The sequence below is a fragment of the Kluyvera sp. Awk 3 genome (genome assembly GCF_028069715.1).
In the GTDB taxonomy this organism is placed as follows: domain Bacteria; phylum Pseudomonadota; class Gammaproteobacteria; order Enterobacterales; family Enterobacteriaceae; genus Kluyvera; species Kluyvera georgiana_A.
In genome coordinates, this window is sequence record NZ_JANEWH010000006.1 from 22526 (window position 1) to 43559 (window position 21034).

A 21034-nucleotide genomic window follows, 5' to 3' on the forward strand; every position below is an offset into this window, starting at 1 on the left:
GGCCTACATCGGCTAACCGTGGGCTGCTCTGGAAAGCGTATCGTTAATCCACTGATTGACGCTCTTGCCAGAAACTTCTGCGGCGATATTGATGGCCGAATGCACTTCGGGAGAGATGCGCAGGCTGATTTTGCCACTGGCCGGACGTAAGGGTTCACGCCCTTGCTCTTTGCAGTAAGCAATATAATCATCCACCGCTTCTTCGAAGGCTTTACGCAGATCTGCTACGTTATCGGCGTGGAAACCAATGACATCTCTGATCCCCGCAACGCGACCGATAAAGCACATGTCTTCGTCACTGTAATCGATTTTTGCGGCATAGCCTTTATACGTCATGGTATTCATCATGGAGTCACTCCTACTGCGATAAGAAATGCCATTGCATCGCGAACCTGATAAACCTTGGCTTCCTTGTCAGGATGAGGGCGATGGAACGAGGCCACCACCTGATTGATTTCGAATCGTACCCGGGATCCCTGTCCTTCTGAAACTTTTGCACCTAAAGCAATAAATAATGCTTCAATTTTTCGCCACTCCAGCGTGGCTGGTGTGGGCATTGAGAAGATCATCCGTAACGTTTTTTGGTGCCTGGCATTAAGTGATTTCCTGCCAATTAATCCTTTGTCATGTTGGCCACCGGACAAGGTGATGATATCATTTTTTGATATCACGGCAAGGTGGATCGTATCCCCTCTTTGTCTGTGCTATAGTGGCCGCCCTTTTTTCGGATGCTTAAATAATCGCCATGCTGTCAGAATCTTCGACTCCCGCTTTTGCCGCTCACCGTTTCTCCATCGCGCCGATGCTCGACTGGACCGACAGGCACTGTCGCTACTTCCTGCGACTGCTGTCTCAGCACACGCTGCTGTATACCGAAATGGTCACGACCGGGGCGATTATTCACGGCAAGGGCGACTACCTGGCGTATAGCGAAGAAGAGCATCCGGTGGCATTGCAGCTGGGTGGCAGCGACCCGGCGGCGCTGGCGCACTGCGCGAAGCTGGCGCAGGAGCGCGGCTACGATGAAATCAACCTTAACGTCGGTTGTCCGTCGGATCGCGTACAGAACGGCATGTTTGGCGCCTGCCTGATGGGCAATGCCCAGCTGGTGGCTGATTGCGTAAAGGCGATGCGTGACGTGGTCTCTATCCCGGTCACGGTCAAAACCCGTATCGGTATTGACGACCAGGACAGCTACGAATTCCTCTGCGATTTCATCAATACGGTGTCCGGCCGCGGCGAGTGCGAGATGTTTATTATCCACGCCCGCAAAGCCTGGCTCTCTGGCCTGAGCCCGAAAGAGAACCGCGAAATCCCACCGCTGGACTATCCGCGCGTTTATCAACTGAAAAAAGACTTCCCGCATCTGACGATGTCCATCAACGGCGGCATTAAATCACTGGAAGAAGCGAAAGGGCATTTGCAACATATGGATGGCGTGATGGTGGGCCGTGAAGCCTATCAGAACCCGGGCATTCTGGCCTCCGTGGATCGCGAGATCTTTGGCGCTACCGACGTGGATGCCGACCCGGTGGCGGTGGTGCGGGCAATGTACCCGTACATCGAGCGCGAGCTGAGCAACGGCACTTATCTGGGCCATATCACCCGCCATATGCTGGGGCTGTTTCAGGGCATTCCAGGAGCGCGCCAGTGGCGTCGCTACCTGAGTGAAAACGCCCATAAGGCGGGTGCTGATATCAACGTGCTGGAGCACGCGCTCAAGCTGGTGGCCGATAAGCGCTAATTATTTCGCTAAAACCTGGTCAAATTCACCACGCCTCGCTCATTGTAGCGGGGCGTTTTTATTGATAATCAATAAGTTAACTTTGGCACGTTTCTTGTAATAGTCTGCTCAGAGAAAAAGTGATTTCCGGGAGAGAGCAACCATGCTGGAACTGTTATTTGTGATTGGATTTTTCGTGATGCTGTTGGTGACGGGGATTTCCCTGCTCGGCATTATCGCCGCGCTGGTGGTGGCGACGGTATTGATGTTCGTCGGTGGCCTGTTTGCTATTATGCTTAAACTACTGCCCTGGCTTATCCTGGCGGTGGCGGCGGTGTGGATCATCCGGGCGATTAATGCGCCAAAAAATCCGCCGTACCGCGGCAATTACCGGAGGTATTGAGGGGTGTGTCACAACCTCAATAATTTTGCATAAATCTCCGTAGGATTCGCGTAATAAATCTGTCACTATTGCCGCCGATAACGAATTCATCGAGCTGTACCCTACATACAGCCGAACTAAAAAAAGAAAGGGCTTCCTACGGGAAGCCCTAGTCTTTTGTGCGACCGGAACGTTATGGAATCAGCAGGCTTGAACCCTGCGTAGCCCGGCTCTCCAGAATCTCATGCGCGCGACGCGCCTCCTTCAGCGGATACTTCTGACTCTCCGCGACGTCCACCTTGATAATGCCGCTGGCGATCAGCGAGAACAGCTCGTGGCTGGCCTCTTTCAGCTCGTCGTAGGTAGTGATATAGCCGTAGAGGGAAGGGCGCGTAACAAACAGGGAGCCTTTCTGGTTGAGGATCCCCAGATTGACGCCGGTCACCGGCCCGGACGAGTTGCCGAAGCTCACCATCAGCCCACGACGTTGCAGGCAGTCCAGCGACGCTTCCCAGGTATCTTTGCCTACCGAATCGTACACCACCGGCAGCTTTTTCCCGCCGGTTATCTCTTTCACCCGTTCGGCGATGTTCTCTTCGCGGTAGTTAATCACCTGCCATGCGCCCGCCTGTAACGCGCGCTGCGCTTTTTCCGCGCTGCCGACGGTGCCAATAAGTTTGGCTCCCAGCGCCTTGGCCCACTGGCAGGCAATCAGCCCTACGCCGCCCGCTGCCGCGTGGAACAGGAACGGTTCGCCGGGTTTGATTTCGTAGGTTTTGCGCAGCAGATAGTAGACGGTTAACCCCTTGAGGAAGGAGGCGGCGGCCTGCTCAAAGGAGATAGCCGCCGGGAGCAGGGCCACTTTATCCGCCGCGACGTTGTGCACCGAGCTGTAAGCGCCAAGGCCGGACTGCGCATACACCACGCGATCGCCCGCTTTAACGTGTTTAACGTTGCTGCCTACCTGCCTGACCACGCCCGCGGCTTCGGTGCCCAGGCCGCTTGGCAGCGACGGCGGCGGGTAGAGTCCGCTGCGGATGTAGGTATCGATGTAGTTGATGCCAATCGCTTTGTTTTCCACCTGCACTTCGTTCTCGGCAGGTGCATTGGGGGTGAATTCGACGGCGTTCAGCACTTCCGGGCCGCCATGTTTGCTAAACTCAATACGGGTTGCCATGCTTCCTCCTGAACAATTATGTGGTAATCTTTCGACCCACTCTTTATCTCGGTAATACCATTCACTATGGCAGCAAATAAACCCTTCAACAAACCGCAAGCCGAACCTCGCGTCCGCGATTTTCAGGTAGACGGGCTGAAAGTACCGCCGCACTCGATTGAAGCGGAACAATCGGTGTTGGGCGGTTTGATGCTGGATAACGAGCGCTGGGACGATGTCGCCGAGCGCGTTGTCGCAGAAGATTTTTATACCCGCCCGCACCGCCATATCTTTACGGAGATGGGGCGTTTGCAGGAGGGCGGCAGCCCAATTGACCTGATTACGCTCGCGGAATCGCTGGAGCGGCAGGGGCAACTGGACAGCGTGGGCGGATTCGCCTATCTGGCAGAACTGTCAAAAAACACGCCAAGTGCGGCGAATATCAGCGCCTATGCCGATATCGTGCGCGAACGTGCCGTTGTCCGCGAAATGATCGCCGTGGCCAACGAAATCGCCGAAGCGGGTTTCGATCCGCAGGGGCGTACCAGCGAAGACCTGCTGGATCTCGCGGAGTCCCGCGTCTTTAAAATCGCCGAAAGCCGCGCGAATAAAGACGAAGGCCCGAAAAACATTACTGAAGTGCTCGACGCCACCGTCGCGCGTATCGAGCAATTGTTCCAGCAGCCGCACGACGGTGTGACCGGTGTGAATACCGGCTATGACGATCTCAACAAGAAAACCGCCGGTCTCCAGCCGTCGGATCTGATTATCGTCGCTGCGCGTCCGTCGATGGGTAAAACGACATTTGCGATGAACCTCGTCGAAAACGCGGCGATGTTGCAGGATAAACCGGTTCTGATCTTCAGTCTCGAGATGCCATCCGAACAGATTATGATGCGTTCCCTGGCGTCGCTGTCGCGCGTGGACCAGACCCGCATCCGTACCGGCCAGCTCGACGACGAAGACTGGGCGCGCATCTCCGGCACCATGGGAATTCTGCTGGAAAAACGAAACATCTACATTGATGACTCCTCCGGCCTGACGCCGACGGAAGTGCGCTCCCGCGCGCGCCGTATTGCCCGTGAACACGGCGGCATTGGCCTTATCATGATCGACTACCTCCAACTGATGCGCGTGCCGTCGCTCTCTGATAACCGTACGCTGGAAATTGCCGAAATTTCCCGCTCTCTCAAAGCATTAGCCAAAGAGCTGCACGTGCCGGTGGTGGCGCTCTCGCAGCTTAACCGCTCTCTGGAACAGCGTGCGGATAAACGTCCGGTCAACTCCGACCTGCGTGAATCCGGCTCCATCGAGCAGGATGCCGACTTAATCATGTTCATCTACCGTGATGAGGTTTATCACGAGAACAGTGACTTAAAAGGCATCGCCGAGATCATTATCGGTAAACAGCGTAACGGCCCAATCGGCACGGTGCGCCTGACGTTTAACGGTCAATGGTCGCGCTTCGATAATTACGCGGGCCCGCAGTACGACGACGAATAACAACATCGATTAAGCAAACACTTATCAAGGAACACAAATGCAAGCGGCAACTGTAGTCATTAACCGCCGCGCTCTGCGACACAACCTGCAACGTCTGCGTGAACTGGCGCCTGCCAGCAAGCTGGTTGCGGTGGTGAAAGCGAACGCTTACGGACACGGCCTCCTCGAGACCGCGCGAACGCTCCCCGACGCCGATGCTTTTGGCGTTGCCCGTCTTGAAGAGGCGCTGCGCCTGCGTGAGGGCGGCATTACTCAGCCGATCCTGCTACTGGAAGGCTTCTTCAACGCGACTGACCTACCGACGATTGCCGGGCAGCACCTGCACACTGCCGTGCATAACATCGAACAGCTTGAAGCGCTGGAAACCGCCGTGTTGAGCGAGCCGGTGACCGTCTGGATGAAGCTCGATACCGGCATGCACCGCCTGGGCGTGCGCCCGGAACAGGCGGAAGCCTTCTATCAGCGCCTGAGCGCCTGCAAAAACGTCCGCCAGCCGGTGAACATTGTCAGCCACTTTGCCCGCGCCGATGAGCCGGACTGTGGCGCCACCGAGCGACAGCTGGATATTTTTACCACCTTTACCGAAGGCAAGCCGGGGTTGCGCTCTATCGCAGCGTCGGGCGGCATTCTGCTGTGGCCGCAGTCGCATTTCGACTGGGCGCGCCCCGGCATTATCCTCTACGGCGTATCGCCGCTGGAGCAGAAACCGTGGGGGCCGGATTTCGGCATGCAGCCGGTTATGTCGCTCACTTCCAGCCTGATTGCCGTGCGCGAACACAAAGCGGGTGAGCCGGTTGGCTATGGCGGCACCTGGGTCAGCGAACGCGATACCCGTCTGGGCGTGGTGGCGATGGGCTACGGTGACGGCTACCCGCGAGCCGCGCCGTCCGGTACGCCGGTGTTGGTGAATGGCCGCGAAGTGCCGATTGTTGGCCGCGTGGCGATGGACATGATCTGCGTCGATTTAGGCCCGCAGGCACAGGACAAAACCGGTGATACGGTCATTCTGTGGGGCGAAGGTCTGCCGGTGGAACGCATCGCGGAAATTACGAAAGTAAGTGCTTACGAACTTATTACGCGCCTGACCTCGCGGGTGGCGATGAAGTATATCGATTAAGCCTGTAGCGTGCCGGATAAGGTGTTTACCCCGCCATCCGGCAATCTTTTCACCAACCGCAACAACCGCTCGACCTTCCTTCCCATCCGGTTTATTGTGTTATTTCCTGCCTTCTGTAAACCCGGAGAACCATCGCGTGTTTCAAAAAGTTGACGCCTATGCGGGCGACCCCATTCTTTCATTAATGGAACGTTTCAAAGAAGATCCGCGCAGCGACAAAGTAAACCTCAGCATCGGCCTGTTCTATGACGAAAACGGCATTGTTCCACAGCTGAAATCGGTCGCTGAAGCGGAAGCGCGCTTTAATGCGCAGCCGCACGGCGCGTCGTTGTACCTGCCGATGGAAGGGCTGAACAGCTACCGTCATACCGTGGCGCCGCTGCTGTTTGGCGCGGACCACCCGGTTCTCCAGCAGCAGCGCGTGGCCACCATTCAAACGCTTGGCGGCTCCGGCGCGCTGAAAGTGGGCGCGGATTTCCTCAAGCGCTACTTCCCGGATTCCGGCGTCTGGGTCAGCGACCCGACCTGGGAAAACCATATTGCGATCTTTGAAGGCGCAGGTTTCACCGTCGACACCTATCCATGGTTCGATAGCGAAACCAACGGCGTGCGTTACGCAGCGCTGCTGGAGAAACTGAACACGCTGCCGGCGCGCAGCATCGTGCTGTTGCACCCGTGCTGCCATAACCCAACGGGTGCCGATCTGACGAATGCCCAGTGGGACGGCGTGGTTGAGGTGCTGAAAGCGCGCGACCTGATTCCGTTCCTCGACATTGCCTACCAGGGCTTTGGCGCAGGCATGGAAGAAGACGCCTATGCGATCCGCGCGATTGCCGACGCAGGCCTGCCCGCGCTGGTCAGCAACTCATTCTCCAAAATCTTCTCTCTGTACGGCGAACGTGTCGGCGGTCTGTCGATTATCTGTGAAGATAATGAAACCGCGCTGCGCGTGCTGGGTCAGTTGAAGGCGACGGTACGTCGTAACTACTCCAGCCCGCCAAACTTTGGCGCGCAGATTGTGGCGGCAGTCCTCGGCGATGCTGAGCTGAAGGCGATGTGGCTGGCGGAAGTCGAAGGGATGCGTATGCGTATTCTGGAGATGCGTCATGCGCTGGTGAATGTGCTGAAAGAAGAGATGCCAGACGGCAATTTCGATTATCTGCTCAAACAGCGCGGGATGTTTAGCTACACCGGCCTGAGCGCTGCACAGGTTGATCGCCTGCGCGACGAGTTTGGCGTTTACCTGATAGCCAGCGGTCGTATGTGTGCGGCAGGGCTGAACAGTCGCAATGTTCAGCGCGTGGCAAAAGCCTTTGCTGCTGTAATGTAAGCGAGCACTCACTCTGGTCTGGAGGCCGATTCCGGGCCAGAGTCACTCTTCAACGCAAAGTGTGATCCCCCTGGTTTTTTCAGGATTAATCTTAGAAATCCCTTTCATTCGTACCCCTCAGACGGTAAGGTCGCCAGTGGCTTTCTTTGAAGTACCGCCCACTTTATTACAATAACGACTCGACGAATTAAGGGAAAATATGCGCAAGATCACGCAAGCTCTCAGTGCCGTCTGCTTGTTATTTGCACTGAATTCTACGGTGACGGCCCATGCGTCGTCGCCTTCTCCACTTTACCCCGGAACCGATGTTGCGAAGCTGGCCGAACAGGCGCCGATTCACTGGGTCTCCGTGGCGCAGATTGAAAATAGCCTGATGGGGCATCCGCCAATGGCGGTCGGTTTTGATATCGATGACACCGTGCTGTTCTCAAGCCCTGGCTTCTGGCGTGGGCAAAGAACCTACTCCCCGGACAGCCAGGATTACCTGAAAAACCCAGAGTTCTGGGAAAAAATGAACAACGGCTGGGACGCATTCAGCATCCCGAAAGAGGTCGCTCGTTCGCTGATTGCCATGCACGTTAAGCGCGGCGACAGCATTTACTTCGTGACCGGTCGCAGCCAGACTAAAACCGAAACCGTGTCGAAAACGCTGCAGGATGATTTCCTGATCCCGGGCGTTAACATGAATCCGGTGATTTTTGCTGGCGACCAACCGGGCCAGAACACCAAGACCCAATGGCTAAAAGAGAAGAATATCAGGGTGTTCTACGGTGATTCCGATAACGACATCACCGCCGCGCGTGAAGTAGGCGCCCGTGGTATCCGCGTCCTGCGCGCGTCTAACTCGACATACCGCCCGCTACCGCAGGCCGGTGCGTTTAACGAAGAAGTGATCGTTAACTCCGAGTACTAACGGCAAACCGTTATAGGCCAGATAAAGCGTTTACGCCGCCATCCGGCAATCTGCTCTATGCTGCCGGATGGCGCTTCGCTTATCCGGCCTACCATTCGCACCAATAAATGATGCTTTTTTAGTCAAAATCAGGCGCTGAGAGGTTTATCCTTTCGGCGTCTTGTTGCACACTGAGATGATGCTTTTCTGCACAAGGTGGCTCGCGAGACTAAGGGGTATAACAATGACCAGTTCGGATCTTCTGCTGTACTGCATGGCTAAACGTGGCGCGGAACAGAGCGTGCACAGTGACTGGAAAGCGACGCAGATTAAAGTCGCTGATGTGCTTTTTGCAATGGTAAAGGATGTGGAAGACCGCCCGGCGGTGGCGCTGAAAACCAGCCCCGAACTGGCAGAACTGCTGCGCCAGCAGCATAAAGACGTGCGCCCAAGTCGTCATCTCAACAAAGCGCACTGGAGCACCGTTTATCTCGACGGCTCGTTGCCGAATTCGCAAATTTACTATCTGGTGGACGCGTCCTATCAGCTGGCGGTGGATCTGCTGCCGGAAGCCGTCCGGCAGCAGATGTACTCGTAATTACTGCAACAGCGGTTTCAGGAAGCGCGCAGTATGTGAGGCTTCGCAGTTCGCCACCGTCTCCGGCGTACCGGAAACGAGGATTTCACCGCCGCCGCTGCCGCCTTCCGGACCGAGATCGACAATCCAGTCCGCGGTCTTAATGACGTCCAGGTTGTGTTCAATCACCACGATGGTGTTGCCCTGGTCGCGCAGCTGATGCAGCACTTCCAGCAGCTGCTGGATGTCGGCAAAGTGCAGGCCGGTGGTCGGCTCGTCGAGAATATAGAGCGTCTGACCGGTACCACGTTTTGATAGCTCGCGCGCCAGCTTCACGCGCTGGGCCTCACCGCCGGAGAGGGTGGTTGCCGACTGGCCGAGACGAATGTAGGTCAGGCCCACGTCCATCAGGGTTTGCAGCTTACGCGCCAGCGCCGGCACGGCATCGAAGAACTCACGCGCCTCTTCAATGGTCATATCCAGCACTTCGTGGATGGTCTTGCCCTTGTACTTAATCTCCAGCGTTTCGCGGTTATAGCGTTTGCCTTTGCACTGGTCGCACGGCACGTAGATATCCGGCAGGAAGTGCATTTCCACTTTGATCACGCCATCGCCCTGACAGGCTTCGCAGCGCCCGCCACGGACGTTAAAGCTGAAACGGCCCGGCGTATAGCCGCGCGAGCGGGATTCCGGCACGCCGGCAAACAGTTCACGTACCGGCGTAAACACGCCGGTGTAGGTGGCCGGGTTGGAACGCGGCGTGCGGCCAATCGGGCTCTGGTCGATGTCGATGACCTTATCGAAATGCTCAAGCCCCTGGACGTCGCGGTACGGTGCCGGTTCAGCGATAGTCGCGCCATTCAGCTGCGTCTGGGCAATCGGGAACAGCGTATCGTTAATCAGCGTTGATTTACCGGAACCGGAGACGCCGGTGATGCAGGTAAACAGACCCACCGGCAGCGTCAGGGTCACGTCTTTCAGGTTGTTGCCTGATGCCCCCGTCAGCTTCAGCACTTTTTCCGGATTAGCCGGAACGCGTTGTTTCGGCACTTCGATTTTGCGTTTGCCGCTCATGAATTGGCCGGTCAACGACTCTGGCACCGCCATAATGTCGTCAAGCGTGCCTTCGGCCACCACCTGACCGCCGTGGACACCGGCGCCTGGGCCAATGTCGATGACGTGGTCGGCGGCGCGAATCGCGTCTTCATCGTGTTCGACCACGATCACCGTGTTACCGAGGTTACGCAGGTGAATCAGAGTGCCAAGCAGGCGTTCGTTATCGCGCTGGTGCAGGCCGATGGACGGCTCATCAAGCACGTACATCACGCCCACCAGCCCCGCGCCAATCTGGCTCGCCAGACGGATACGCTGGGCTTCACCGCCGGAGAGGGTTTCTGCGGAACGGGAGAGCGTCAGGTAGTTAAGGCCAACGTTCACGAGGAACTTCAGGCGATCGCCAATCTCTTTCAGCACTTTTTCAGCGATTTTTGCCCGCTGGCCGGAGAGCTTCAGGTTATTGAAGAAGTCCATCGCATGGCCGATGCTCATGTCGGAGATGGTCGGCAGCGGCGTGTTTTCTACATAGACGTGGCGCGCTTCGCGACGCAGACGGGTCCCGTTACAGCTGGCGCACGGACGGTTGCTGATGAATTTTGCCAGCTCTTCGCGCACCGCGCTGGATTCTGTCTCTTTATAGCGGCGCTCCATGTTGTGCAGCACGCCTTCGAACGGATGGCGGCGCACGGAAGTATCGCCGCGATCGTTGATGTATTTGAATTCAATCGACTCTTTGCCGGAACCGTAGAGAATGGCTTTCTGCGCGGTGGCGCTCAGGCTTTGCCACGGCGCTTCCACGTCGAATTCGTAGTGGTCGGCCAGCGATTTCAGCATCTGGAAGTAGTAGAAGTTACGACGATCCCAGCCGCGAATCGCGCCGCCGGCCAGCGACAGCTCCGGGTTCTGGATGACGCGGTCCGGGTCGAAGTACTGCTGTACGCCCAGACCGTCACAGGTTGGGCAGGCGCCCGCCGGGTTGTTGAAGGAGAACAGGCGTGGTTCCAACTCGCGCATGCTGTAGCCGCAAATCGGGCAGGCGAAGTTGGCGGAGAACAGCAGCTCTTCCGCTTTCGGGTCATCCATATCGGCGACCACCGCCGTACCGCCGGAAAGCTCCAGCGCGGTTTCAAAAGACTCCGCCAGGCGCTGGGCGAGATCGTCGCGTACCTTGAAGCGGTCAATCACCACTTCAATGGTGTGTTTCTTTTGCAGCTCGAGCTTCGGCGGATCGGAGAGGTCGCAAACCTCGCCGTCGATGCGCGCGCGGATATAGCCCTGGCTTGCCAGGTTCTCCAGGGTTTTGGTGTGCTCGCCCTTACGCTCTTTAATGATCGGGGCCAGCAGCATCAGGCGTTTGCCTTCCGGCTGCGACAGCACGTTATCCACCATCTGGCTGACGGTTTGCGCTGCCAGCGGCACGTCGTGATCCGGGCAGCGCGGCTCGCCGACGCGCGCATACAGCAGGCGCAGGTAGTCGTGAATTTCGGTGATGGTGCCTACCGTTGAACGCGGGTTGTGCGAGGTCGACTTCTGCTCAATAGAAATCGCCGGCGACAGCCCTTCAATATGATCGACGTCCGGCTTTTCCATCAACGACAGGAACTGGCGCGCGTAGGCAGAAAGTGATTCTACGTAGCGGCGCTGTCCCTCGGCGTAGAGGGTGTCGAATGCCAGTGAGGATTTGCCAGACCCGGACAGCCCGGTCACGACGATCAGTTTGTCGCGAGGGATGACGAGGTTGATGTTTTTGAGATTATGGGTGCGGGCGCCCCGAACTTCGATCTTATCCATTCACCTTTCCCGGTAGAAGATACACGGCTTGCCTGGTTTGTTTGAAGGACAAACGGCAGAAACGGCTAATTATGACACAACTTAACCTGAATGAATATACAGTATAGGGACGCCGATTCAGGATGCCGATGAAAATTTGCATAGCGGTAAGATGTTTACTGGAATACGCCTCGCAGCTACCAAAATACCGTCTGGAAATGGTACACTCGCGCGTTTACACTTAATCAAGAATCGTATTCAGGAGAGACAATCATGGCCAGCAGAGGCGTCAACAAGGTGATTCTCGTCGGTAATCTGGGCCAGGACCCGGAAGTGCGCTACATGCCGAATGGTGGCGCAGTCGCCAACATTACGCTGGCTACTTCCGAATCCTGGCGTGATAAAGCGACCGGTGAAATGAAAGAGCAGACCGAATGGCACCGCGTTGTGCTGTTTGGCAAACTGGCGGAAGTGGCGGGTGAATACCTGCGTAAAGGCTCTCAGGTTTATATCGAAGGTCAGCTGCGTACCCGTAAATGGACCGATCAGTCCGGCGTTGAAAAATACACCACGGAAGTGGTTGTGAACGTGGGCGGCACCATGCAGATGCTGGGTGGCCGTCAGGGCGGCGGCGCACCGGCCGGTGGCAACATGGGCGGCGGCCAGCAGCAGGGCGGTTGGGGTCAACCTCAGCAGCCGCAGGGTGGCAACCAGTTCAGCGGCGGCGCGCAGTCTCGCCCGCAGCAGCAGTCCGCTCCGGCACCGTCTAACGAACCGCCGATGGATTTCGACGACGATATCCCGTTCTGATTTGCCGCCGTTTCGACGGCGCTCATCAGCACTCTCAAAACCCTGCCTCGGCGGGGTTTTTGCTTTTTTAATGCGCACCAACAGCCCACATCAGCACCGCTTCGGTGCGCGAATTGCCCCGCGTTAATCGCCATTTTTTGAACGTCATTCACATAACCATAAGATAATTAACAAAAATAACAATTGGCACGCTTTGTGCCTACATCCGTGTATACACACATGTAGGCAAGGTGCAGACGATGACTCAAATCCAATCAGCTAAATGTATGCAGGGCATGGCCGTTGCGCCGCATTCGCTGGCCGCCGAAAGCGCGGTCGCTGTTTTGCGTGACGGCGGCAATGCGGTTGAGGCGATGGTTGCTGCGGCGGCGACCATCGCGGTGGTTTACCCACATATGAACGGCATCGGCGGCGATGGATTCTGGTTAATTTCCCGGCCTGGCGAGGAGCCGGTGGCGATTCAGGCCTGTGGCTTTGCGGCGGAAAAAGCAAATATCGATTTTTATCGCCAGGCGGGCTACACGCAGGTTCCGGTGCGCGGCCCGCTGGCGGCCAATACCGTCGCGGGCACGGTTGGAGGCTGGGAGCGCGCGCTGGAGTGGGTGGGAGAGCGTACGGACAATGCGCCGCTGCCGTTAACGCGTCTGCTGCACGATGCTATTCACTATGCGCGCGAGGGAGTGCCTGTCACCTCCGGGCTGCACAAACAAATTACCGCGCGGTTGCCGCAGCTCGGTCAGTATCCCGGATTTTGCGGCTTGTTTGCGCCGGAAGGTCAGGCGCTCACCCCTGACGATTTACTGTTTCAGCCCGCGCTTGCCAATACGCTGGAACGCCTGGCAACCCATGGGCTTGGGGATTTTTATCATGGTGAGACCGCCCGCCTGATCGCCAGCGAACTGGAAGCCGCCGGGAGCTTGCTGCGGTTTAGCGATCTTGATGCTTATCGCGCGGCGCGGGTGAAGCCGCTGGCGCTGGAAACGGAGATTGGAACGGTTTACAACCTCCCGCCGCCGTCGCAGGGGCTGGTTTCGTTGCTGATTACCGGCATGATTGAGCAGCAGCGTAAAAAAGGCGCAATTGCCGACGAAACCGATTTTGTTCACCACTGTGTCGAAGCAACCAAGCTGGCGTTCACTCTGCGCGATCGCCATATCACTGACCCGGCCCACATGACGCTTGACCCACAGTCGCTGCTGACGGCAGACAATATTGCTCAGCTTAGCGCGCAGATTGTGCCCGACCGGGCTCAGGTCTGGGGCAAAGGGCGCGGGCCGGCGGATACCATCTGGATGGGCGTTATCGACGGCTCCGGCACCGCGGTCAGCTTTATTCAGAGCATCTATCACGAGTTCGGCAGCGCGGTGATCCTCGCCGATAGCGGCATCATCTGGCAAAACCGCGGCAGCAGTTTTTCGCTGGACCCGAGTGCCACCAACCCGCTTCAACCGGGGCGCCTGCCGTTCCATACCCTCAACCCTGGTTTAGCGAGGCTGGCCAACGGCGATGCGCTGGTGTACGGCAGCATGGGCGGCGACGGCCAGCCGCAAACCCTGGCGACCGTTTTTGACCGCATTCTCCATCAGAACATGACGCCTCAGGCGGCTATCGCCGCTCCGCGCTGGCTCTTAGGGCGCACCTGGGGCGAGAGCAGCGACACGCTGAAGATTGAAAGCCGCCTGAGAGCGGCGACTACCGACACCCTCAAACAGTACGGCCATGACGTCGAGATTTACCCCCCTTACGACGACCTCATGGGCCATGCCGGGGCAATCCTCCGGCATGGCAACGGCATGCTGGAAGGCGGAAGCGACCCGCGTAGCGACGGTGGCGTCGCCCGCTGGTAACCCAGCATTTTCCAACTGAAACATTCCTGGAATGACGCGGCGCGTAAAACGCGCCCGCTTTCTGGCGACATTTTTTCGTCTATTGGAGCGTAAAATGACCGTTCTCAGAGAACCTTTGGTGGCACCAAAATTTGGCAAATGGGCGCAGCTGGTGTTGGGGCTTATCTGTATGGCCTCTATCTCCAGCCCGCAGTATGTGTGGACGCTGCTGACTAAACCGCTGACCGAAAAGCTGGGCGTTGGCCTGCCGGAACTGCAGGTGACCTTTTCGCTGCTGATTATTCTGCAAACCTTCTTTTCTCCTTTCCAGGGACGTCTGGTTGAACGGTTTGGCCCCCGATTGCTGATCTCGATTGGCACGGTAATGGCCGGGATGAGCTGGGTGCTCTCCGCGCACATTAACGGCCTGATGGCGCTGTATCTGGTCTACGGCTGTATCGGTGGTTTGGGCACCGGGATTGTGTATATCGGTGTGGTGGGGCTGATGGTGAAGTGGTTCCCGCAAAACCGGGGCTTTGCCGCCGGCGCGGTGGCGGCAGGCTACGGCATGGGGGCGATTTTGACCACCTTCCCGATCTCGATTTCGCTGGGCAACTATGGCCTGGAGCAGACCATGACCGTGTTCGGCATCGTTTTCGCGATTGTCGGTCTGCTGGCCAGTCAGGGGCTGAGCCTGCCGCCCAACTCTACCGCGCAGCCCATCAGCCGAAACATCGTTCAGGGGACGCGTCAATTTACCTCGCGTGAAATGCTGCGCCAGCCGCTGTTCTGGCTGATGTTCGCCATGATGGCGATGATGTCCACTTCCGGGCTCATGGTGACCTCGCAAATGGCTATCTTTGCTGAGGATTTCGGCATCAGTAAAGCGGTGGTATTCGGTATGGCCGCGCTGCCGCTGGCATTAACCATCGACCGCTTTACCAACGGTCTGACCCGCCCGCTGTTCGGTTTTATTTCCGACCGCTATGGTCGTGAAAAGACCATGTTTATCGCCTTTGCCCTCGAAGGGGTGGCGATGACGCTATGGCTGGCCTGCCGGGAAGATCCGCTGCTGTTTGTGCTGCTCTCCGGGGTGGTGTTCTTCGGCTGGGGCGAAATTTTCTCGCTGTTCCCCTCCACGCTGACCGACACGTTCGGCAGCGAGCATGCCGCCTCGAACTACGGCTGGCTGTATATCTCGCAGGGGATTGGCTCGATTTTCGGCGGGCCGCTGGCAGCGCTGCTGTATCAGCACACTCAAGGGTGGCACGTGGTCTTTGGTTGCGCGATTACCCTTGATTTCATCACGGCGGGGCTGGCACTGTGGGTGCTGAAACCCTGGCGTGCGCGCTTTATTCGTCAGCACAGTTAATCGCGGAGCTCTTTATGACGTTCACGACATCGGAACCCACGCCGCTTCTTGCGCATTCGGAACGGGTATTTCTGCAGCTGCGGCAGGAGATTTATCAGTTCGTCCTGCTGCCAGGCGATCGTTTCACGGAGGTGGACATTGCCCGCCGCCTTGGGTGCTCCCGCACGCCGGTTCGCGAAGCGCTGCTATTGCTGCAAAACGAGGGGCTGGTCAGACGCTGCCTGCGTAACGGGTGGGAAGTTTTTCCCATTGATTTCGATGTCTATGAAGACCTGTACGAGACGCGCTCGCTGATTGAAGTGAATTCGGTGCGCAGTCTGTGCAGTTCGACGTCAGCGAAGGTGAACCGGGAGGTACTGACTGGGCTGAACGCTGTCTGGCGGGTTGCGCCGCAGGAGAGGCTGGCTTGCGATGATATTGCTGCGCAGGACGAACAGTTTCACCTTGCGCTAACCGAGGCGGCGGGTAATCGGGAGTTGACGGCGATTCTGACCAATATCACCAACCGCATTCGCATTATGCGGCGGCTCGATTTTGAATATGAAACCCGTGTTAACCAGACCTACAAAGAGCACGCGGAGCTGCTGGAAGCCATTGAACAGCGTGATGAAGCGCGCGCGGTCGCGCTGATCACGGCGCATATTCAGGACGCTTATCAGGGGGCCAGCACTATTACCCTGCGACGTCTGCAGGGGGTACGGGTCAGACAAATACCGTAACCGGGGCTAGCCGTTGTTTTTATCGGTGGCGGGCAAAATTGGCGGTTTCCCCGTCGCTGCCCGCTTCCGGTTCATCTCATCGAGAATCAGCCGATAGGCGATGTAATACTTATAGATGTTGCTCACGTAGGTGACCGTTTCGGCTCCAATCTTCTCGGCGGCGAGGTTTTCCACGTTACCAAACCAGATGTTGGGGTCAAAACCGCGCTTTTTCGTTTCCGTACGCAGACGCGCAATCCGTGCCGGGCCAGCATTATAAGAGGCGAAAGAAAACAGTGCCTTATCCAGCTGCGTCATCGGTTCGTCACCGTAGTAGCGGTCGATCATCCAGCGCATATACTTCACCCCGGCGTGGATATTCGGATCCAGTTGCTTAATATCGCCCACCTTCAATTCTTTGCCGGTGCTCGGCATCACCTGCATGACGCCAATTGCGCCAACGTGACTGCGCACTGACTGGTTCAGTCGCGACTCCTGATAACCCTGTGCCGCCATCAGCAGCCAGTCGACGTCATAACGGTCGCCGTATTTGCGAAAAATCTCGACCATCTTCAAAAACTTGCGCCGTTCTTTCTCCGCTGCGGCATTTTTGACGTATTTCGCGCTCTTCAGATAGCGCAGCAACAGGGTATTGCCCAGGGTGCTGCCCTGGCGGTTGTCTTTAATAAAACCGTTGAGCTTCGCCAGCAACTGCGGGTTATCTTTGCGCACCGCCCAGGCGATGTTGCCGTTATCGCGTAGCACAATATCTTCATGAACCTGGATCTTCGGGAACACCTGTTTCCAGAACAGCGCCTTATGGCGATCGACCACGATCAGCGGAATCAGCCCGGCGTTGAGCATTTCCAGCAGATCCTCGTCTTCCAGCGCTTCGGGGGCGGGCTTGATGACGATGTGCGGGAGAGAGGCTTTGGCAAAGCGCGCATTGAGGGCTTCAAGGCTTTCATAGTAGCTGGATGAACGACGGACAAAGACCGTCTTACCGGCGAGATCGTCCACGTTTTTCACCTGCGGTGACGCGGGGCCGGAGATCAGCAGTTCCTGAATATCGCTGTAAATTGGGTCAGTGAAAGCCACCTGCTGCTGGCGCGTTGCGGTGATCGTAAGATTGGCAGCGGCAATATCGCCCTTACCTTCGTTCAGGGCAGTAAAGAGATTATCGCGGGTTACCGGAACGAAGATAATTCGCACCTTGAGGTGGCGTTGCTTGAGCTTTTTCTCTTTGGCGAGCTGGGCATTCAGGCTGCGTTCAAATTCGGCGAAGATATCGTGGGTGGCCCCGCGCTGCTGGCCTTTATCGATAAAAAAGAAGGTCTTGCTGTAGGTGGTCAATACGCGAATGACCCGGCGGTCGAGCATGCCAGGCAGGTCGCCCTTCCAGGGCTGCATGATGCTCTCGATATTGACCTCAAGCGCGTCGGGTGAGTCCTCTGGTTGTACGGCGGCAAAAGCGGGGCCGGTCAACAGCAAGGCGCCCAGGCAGGCGGTGAGAAAACGGCGAAAAGGGATGGCGTTCATGGTGCGGCACTCCGCAGGGCGCATCCCTTTATTTTAGTCGAGCGACGCTAAAACACCCTGCAGGAGCAGGGCTTTTTCATGCGCTCAGCCGCCGCGATATTCAGGCAAAAAAAAACCCGACGCGTCGGGGTTTTTCTCAATCAGTACATGGCAACCGGCCATTCCGGCGGCGCCTGGCTCATCACTTCAACCATCACATCTTTGATGTTGTTGAAAATGGTGGCGATGTCCACCATCGTGATGCCCAGTAACCCGGTCGCAAACCAGCACGCCGCTGCGACACCCAGCATACCGCTGATGACCGCGAGACCGGCGTAGTCGGATTTACGAAATTGAATTTTCAGGGTACTGGCGAGAAACATCAGTACCGCGCTGGTTAACGGCCAGCGTAACAGTGCGACGCCTGCGGTAATGGAAACCATGAGATTTCATCCTCAGAGATAAACAACAAGTTGCCCTGACAGCACTTATTGATTGAGGCGCGAGGCGCTCAGGCTATCTGAAGGCATTCACAAATTGAATGAAACAGTGTTTTTGTTTCATCTCGATGTGTGAACTATATCACGTTTGTTGTTTTATTCACCAGAGGTAAACGCAGGATTTTTTGTCAACGCCGCGGCTCAGTACAGGCCGCGGCGAAGCGATGTTACGCGGAGATCTGATGGCGATAGTCCGTCGGCGTGCGGTCAAACTCGCGGCGGAATACGCGAGAGAAGGTCTGCTGAGAGACATAACCCAGATCCATCGCGATATCGAAGATGGGGCGCTGGGTGGTGCGCAGCGCTTCCGCCGCCAGTAACAGGCGCCGCTGGCGAATGTACTCGCCCAGCGTCTGGTGCATCACGGTGCGGAACATTCTTTGCAGATACCACTTCGAGTAGCCGGATTTTCTGGCCACGATGTCGATATTAAGCGGTTGATCGATATGTTCATCTATCCATTCAGTAAGAGTATGAATAATTTCCCGATGGGACATAAGGCTCTCCCCGTTGTCTATTTTCGCGTCGATTTCTTGTCTGGCGGCGAGTATAATTCCTCAAGTTAACTTGAGGTAAAGCGTATTATGGAAAAAAAATCGACCCGCATAAAATCGCTGCTAACGCCCGGTGAGGTAGCGAAACGAACGGGGGTTGCGGTCTCTGCGCTGCATTTTTATGAGAGTAAAGGGCTGATCCACAGCACGCGCAACAGCGGTAACCAGCGGCGCTATAAGCGTGATGTGCTGCGTTACGTGGCGATCATTAAAATTGCCCAGCGTCTTGGTATTCCGCTGGCGACGATCGGCGATTCCTTTAGCGTGCTGCCGGAAAACCACACGCTGGGGCCGCGCGACTGGAAGCACCTTACGACTCAATGGCGGGAAGAGCTGGATAAGCGCATTCACGCCATGGAGGCGCTGCGCGACCAGCTCGACGGCTGTATTGGCTGCGGCTGCATGTCGTTGCGCGACTGTCCGCTGCGTAACCCGGGCGATAAGCTGGGTGAAGAGGGCACCGGCGCGCGTCTGCTGGAAGACGAATAATCCTCCGCGATCCTCTCCCCGGGATTGCGACATTTTTGCCATAGAATTGTTGCTGGATTGCGCATAAACGATAACGTTTGCGCATGGGTTGGTGAATTCTTCATCGGTAATCGTTAATTTTCATAAACCAGGGCAAACTTCTGTTGAAAAAGGGGACATAAAAGCCAGATAATCGTTTGCCTCGGATTTTCGGACGCTTCTTATGCCGGAAATCCGCAGACCAACCTCATTACGCACCCGCGCAGATGAGGTATTCCGATTCTCGTTTTGTCTGCGCGGAGTTAATCGTTTGCTTTTTTGTGGCTCCCCTTTGCCGCGATGTAGCACATGGAGATGACGCTTAGCTGGCAGTGGATGTTCCACCACGCAGACGAACGAATGATAAAAACTCTCAGGGGATGTTTTCTATGTCTACGCCTTCAGCGCGTACCGGCGGTTCATTGGACGCCTGGTTTAAAATTTCTGCTCGTGGTAGCTCCGTTCGTCAGGAGATTGTCGCCGGTTTGACCACCTTCCTGGCGATGGTGTACTCGGTGATCGTGGTACCGGGCATGCTGGGTAAAGCCGGTTTCCCGCCGGCCGCCGTGTTCGTGGCGACCTGTCTGGTGGCCGGTGTGGGTTCTATCGTGATGGGGTTGTGGGCGAACCTGCCTTTAGCCATTGGCTGCGCCATCTCGCTGACTGCTTTTACCGCCTTCAGCCTGGTGCTGGGCCAGCACATCAGCGTGCCGGTTGCTCTGGGCGCGGTGTTCCTGATGGGCGTGCTCTTCACCATCATCTCCGCTTCCGGTATTCGTAGCTGGATCTTGCGCAATTTGCCGCAGGGTATTGCGCACGGCACCGGCATCGGTATCGGTCTGTTCCTGCTGCTGATTGCCGCCAACGGCGTCGGCATGGTGGTGAAAAACCCGCTGGACGGTCTGCCGGTCGCGCTGGGTCAGTTCGACAGCTTCCCGGTGGTGATGACGCTGGTGGGTCTGGCGATGATCATCGGCCTTGAAAAACTGAAGGTCCCGGGCGGTATTCTGCTGACCATCATTGGCGTGTCTATCGTCGGCCTGATTTTCGACCCGAACGTGCACTTCTCTGGCGTATTCGCCATGCCGTCGCTGAGCGATGACAATGGCAACTCGCTGATCGGCAGCCTGGATATCATGGGCGCACTGAACCCAATTGTTCTGCCGAGCGTGCTGGCGCTGGTGATGACCGCCGTCTTCGATGCGACCGGTACTATCCGCGCGGTTGCGGGTCAGGCGAACCTGCTGGATAAAGATGGGCAGATCATTAACGGCGGTAAAGCGCTGACGACTGACTCCCTGAGCAGCGTGTTCTCTGCCGTGGTGGGCGCCGCGCCGGCAGCGGTGTACATCGAGTCCGCAGCGGGTACGGCGGCAGGCGGTAAAACCGGTTTAACGGCGATCACCGTTGGCGTGCTGTTCCTGCTGATCCTGTTCCTGTCTCCGCTTTCTTACCTGGTGCCTGGCTATGCTACCGCACCGGCGCTGATGTACGTGGGTCTGCTGATGCTGAGCAACGTGGCGCGTATCGACTTCAACGATTTCGTTGACGCGATGTCCGGCCTGATTACCGCGGTGATGATCGTGCTGACCTGTAACATCGTTACCGGCATCATGATTGGCTTCGCAACGCTGGTTGTGGGCCGTGTGGTTTCGGGCGAATGGCGCAAGCTGAACATCGGCACCGTTATTATCGCGGTTGCGCTGGTGGTCTTCTATGCGGGCGGCTGGGCTATCTAAGCCT

20 protein-coding genes are annotated in these 21034 nt (G+C 57.0%); 13 read left to right on the plus strand and 7 right to left on the minus strand.

Annotated features, from left to right (window positions below; genetic code table 11):
- Positions 1-12: 12 nt before the first annotated feature.
- Together NNN71_RS02760 and NNN71_RS02765 are read right to left on the minus strand one after the other, a co-directional pair.
- Entirely contained in the window at positions 13-348 is a 336-nt protein-coding gene (locus NNN71_RS02760) for a type II toxin-antitoxin system HicB family antitoxin (RefSeq protein WP_223803487.1), read from the minus strand.
- The gene (locus NNN71_RS02765) at positions 345-644 is read right to left on the minus strand and encodes a type II toxin-antitoxin system HicA family toxin (protein ID WP_271457826.1); all 300 of its coding nucleotides are present in this window, start codon (positions 642-644) and stop codon (positions 345-347) included. The genes NNN71_RS02760 and NNN71_RS02765 overlap by 4 nt, the downstream gene beginning before the upstream one ends.
- A gap of 101 nt (positions 645-745) precedes the next feature.
- On the opposite strand from NNN71_RS02765, the gene dusA reads away from it, so the two are divergent.
- Both dusA and pspG read left to right on the plus strand, forming a co-directional pair.
- Positions 746-1744 (plus strand): tRNA dihydrouridine(20/20a) synthase DusA, encoded by a 999-nt coding sequence (gene dusA, locus NNN71_RS02770; protein WP_249022467.1) that lies wholly within the window; start codon positions 746-748, stop codon positions 1742-1744.
- Positions 1745-1886: 142 nt separating this feature from the next.
- Complete coding sequence (pspG, locus tag NNN71_RS02775; RefSeq protein WP_163447538.1) at positions 1887-2126, plus strand: envelope stress response protein PspG; 240 nt, start codon at positions 1887-1889, stop codon at positions 2124-2126.
- A 172-nt stretch (positions 2127-2298) separates the two neighbouring features.
- Here the strand turns inward: pspG and NNN71_RS02780 are convergent, their stop codons facing one another.
- Positions 2299-3282 (minus strand): quinone oxidoreductase, encoded by a 984-nt coding sequence (locus tag NNN71_RS02780; RefSeq protein ID WP_271457827.1) that lies wholly within the window; start codon positions 3280-3282, stop codon positions 2299-2301.
- 66 nt (positions 3283-3348) lie between these two features.
- Between NNN71_RS02780 and dnaB the strand changes: the two genes are divergently transcribed.
- The 5 genes from dnaB to NNN71_RS02805 all read left to right on the plus strand — a co-directional run bounded on the left by dnaB (position 3349) and on the right by NNN71_RS02805 (position 8701).
- Complete coding sequence (gene dnaB, locus NNN71_RS02785) at positions 3349-4764, plus strand: replicative DNA helicase (protein WP_064546665.1); 1416 nt, start codon at positions 3349-3351, stop codon at positions 4762-4764.
- A gap of 37 nt (positions 4765-4801) precedes the next feature.
- Positions 4802-5881 carry an alanine racemase gene (alr, locus tag NNN71_RS02790; RefSeq protein ID WP_223803483.1) on the plus strand — a complete coding sequence of 360 codons (1080 nt, stop codon included), beginning with the start codon at positions 4802-4804 and terminating at the stop codon, positions 5879-5881.
- Between the two features lie 136 nt (positions 5882-6017).
- Positions 6018-7211, plus strand: a complete 1194-nt coding sequence (gene tyrB / locus NNN71_RS02795) for an aromatic amino acid transaminase (RefSeq protein ID WP_163447535.1) — start codon at positions 6018-6020, stop codon at positions 7209-7211.
- Positions 7212-7410: 199 nt separating this feature from the next.
- Positions 7411-8124, plus strand: coding sequence for an acid phosphatase AphA (aphA, locus tag NNN71_RS02800; RefSeq protein ID WP_064546671.1), 714 nt, complete (start codon positions 7411-7413; stop codon positions 8122-8124).
- A gap of 223 nt (positions 8125-8347) precedes the next feature.
- Positions 8348-8701: an MmcQ/YjbR family DNA-binding protein gene (locus NNN71_RS02805; RefSeq protein ID WP_065357794.1), complete on the plus strand. Its 354-nt coding sequence runs from the start codon at positions 8348-8350 to the stop codon at positions 8699-8701.
- On the opposite strand, the gene uvrA is transcribed toward NNN71_RS02805, so the two are convergent.
- Entirely contained in the window at positions 8702-11527 is a 2826-nt protein-coding gene (gene uvrA / locus NNN71_RS02810; RefSeq protein ID WP_163447534.1) for an excinuclease ABC subunit UvrA, read from the minus strand. It lies immediately after the preceding gene.
- 252 nt (positions 11528-11779) lie between these two features.
- Here uvrA and ssb1 point away from each other — a divergent pair, with 252 nt between their 5' ends.
- From ssb1 to NNN71_RS02830, 4 genes are all read left to right on the plus strand, one after another.
- The gene (gene ssb1 / locus NNN71_RS02815; protein WP_064546676.1) at positions 11780-12316 is read left to right on the plus strand and encodes a single-stranded DNA-binding protein SSB1; all 537 of its coding nucleotides are present in this window, start codon (positions 11780-11782) and stop codon (positions 12314-12316) included.
- A gap of 239 nt (positions 12317-12555) precedes the next feature.
- The gene (locus NNN71_RS02820) at positions 12556-14163 is read left to right on the plus strand and encodes a gamma-glutamyltransferase family protein (protein ID WP_271457828.1); all 1608 of its coding nucleotides are present in this window, start codon (positions 12556-12558) and stop codon (positions 14161-14163) included.
- 31 nt (positions 14164-14194) lie between these two features.
- A complete protein-coding gene (gene oxlT / locus NNN71_RS02825; protein WP_419057145.1) occupies positions 14195-15514 on the plus strand; it encodes an oxalate/formate MFS antiporter in 1320 nt (439 codons plus the stop codon).
- Between the two features lie 14 nt (positions 15515-15528).
- Positions 15529-16233 carry a GntR family transcriptional regulator gene (locus NNN71_RS02830; RefSeq protein ID WP_271457829.1) on the plus strand — a complete coding sequence of 235 codons (705 nt, stop codon included), beginning with the start codon at positions 15529-15531 and terminating at the stop codon, positions 16231-16233.
- Positions 16234-16239: 6 nt separating this feature from the next.
- Here NNN71_RS02830 and NNN71_RS02835 read toward each other — a convergent pair whose 3' ends face one another.
- The 3 genes from NNN71_RS02835 to soxS form a co-directional block, all read right to left on the minus strand.
- Positions 16240-17751: a lytic transglycosylase F gene (locus tag NNN71_RS02835; RefSeq protein WP_271457830.1), complete on the minus strand. Its 1512-nt coding sequence runs from the start codon at positions 17749-17751 to the stop codon at positions 16240-16242.
- Between the two features lie 140 nt (positions 17752-17891).
- Positions 17892-18173, minus strand: a complete 282-nt coding sequence (locus tag NNN71_RS02840) for a YjcB family protein (RefSeq protein WP_064546682.1) — start codon at positions 18171-18173, stop codon at positions 17892-17894.
- Positions 18174-18397: 224 nt separating this feature from the next.
- Entirely contained in the window at positions 18398-18727 is a 330-nt protein-coding gene (gene soxS / locus NNN71_RS02845) for a superoxide response transcriptional regulator SoxS (RefSeq protein WP_064546684.1), read from the minus strand.
- 87 nt (positions 18728-18814) lie between these two features.
- Here soxS and soxR point away from each other — a divergent pair, with 87 nt between their 5' ends.
- Together soxR and NNN71_RS02855 are read left to right on the plus strand one after the other, a co-directional pair.
- Entirely contained in the window at positions 18815-19273 is a 459-nt protein-coding gene (soxR, locus tag NNN71_RS02850) for a redox-sensitive transcriptional activator SoxR (protein WP_064546686.1), read from the plus strand.
- Positions 19274-19680: 407 nt separating this feature from the next.
- Positions 19681-21030 (plus strand): NCS2 family permease, encoded by a 1350-nt coding sequence (locus tag NNN71_RS02855; RefSeq protein ID WP_065357798.1) that lies wholly within the window; start codon positions 19681-19683, stop codon positions 21028-21030.
- The last annotated feature ends 4 nt before the right edge of the window (positions 21031-21034 follow it).

Coding starts and splice junctions, on each gene's coding strand:
- NNN71_RS02760 (WP_223803487.1), bottom strand. CDS start 348: ATGATGAATACCATGACGTATAAAGGCTATGCCGCAAAAATCGATTAC.
- dusA (WP_249022467.1), top strand. CDS start 746: ATGCTGTCAGAATCTTCGACTCCCGCTTTTGCCGCTCACCGTTTCTCC.
- pspG (WP_163447538.1), top strand. CDS start 1,887: ATGCTGGAACTGTTATTTGTGATTGGATTTTTCGTGATGCTGTTGGTG.
- NNN71_RS02780 (WP_271457827.1), bottom strand. CDS start 3,282: ATGGCAACCCGTATTGAGTTTAGCAAACATGGCGGCCCGGAAGTGCTG.
- dnaB (WP_064546665.1), top strand. CDS start 3,349: ATGGCAGCAAATAAACCCTTCAACAAACCGCAAGCCGAACCTCGCGTC.
- alr (WP_223803483.1), top strand. CDS start 4,802: ATGCAAGCGGCAACTGTAGTCATTAACCGCCGCGCTCTGCGACACAAC.
- aphA (WP_064546671.1), top strand. CDS start 7,411: ATGCGCAAGATCACGCAAGCTCTCAGTGCCGTCTGCTTGTTATTTGCA.
- NNN71_RS02805 (WP_065357794.1), top strand. CDS start 8,348: ATGACCAGTTCGGATCTTCTGCTGTACTGCATGGCTAAACGTGGCGCG.
- uvrA (WP_163447534.1), bottom strand. CDS start 11,527: ATGGATAAGATCGAAGTTCGGGGCGCCCGCACCCATAATCTCAAAAAC.
- ssb1 (WP_064546676.1), top strand. CDS start 11,780: ATGGCCAGCAGAGGCGTCAACAAGGTGATTCTCGTCGGTAATCTGGGC.
- NNN71_RS02820 (WP_271457828.1), top strand. CDS start 12,556: ATGACTCAAATCCAATCAGCTAAATGTATGCAGGGCATGGCCGTTGCG.
- oxlT (WP_419057145.1), top strand. CDS start 14,195: ATGACGCGGCGCGTAAAACGCGCCCGCTTTCTGGCGACATTTTTTCGT.
- NNN71_RS02830 (WP_271457829.1), top strand. CDS start 15,529: ATGACGTTCACGACATCGGAACCCACGCCGCTTCTTGCGCATTCGGAA.
- NNN71_RS02835 (WP_271457830.1), bottom strand. CDS start 17,751: ATGAACGCCATCCCTTTTCGCCGTTTTCTCACCGCCTGCCTGGGCGCC.
- NNN71_RS02840 (WP_064546682.1), bottom strand. CDS start 18,173: ATGGTTTCCATTACCGCAGGCGTCGCACTGTTACGCTGGCCGTTAACC.
- soxS (WP_064546684.1), bottom strand. CDS start 18,727: ATGTCCCATCGGGAAATTATTCATACTCTTACTGAATGGATAGATGAA.
- soxR (WP_064546686.1), top strand. CDS start 18,815: ATGGAAAAAAAATCGACCCGCATAAAATCGCTGCTAACGCCCGGTGAG.
- NNN71_RS02855 (WP_065357798.1), top strand. CDS start 19,681: ATGTCTACGCCTTCAGCGCGTACCGGCGGTTCATTGGACGCCTGGTTT.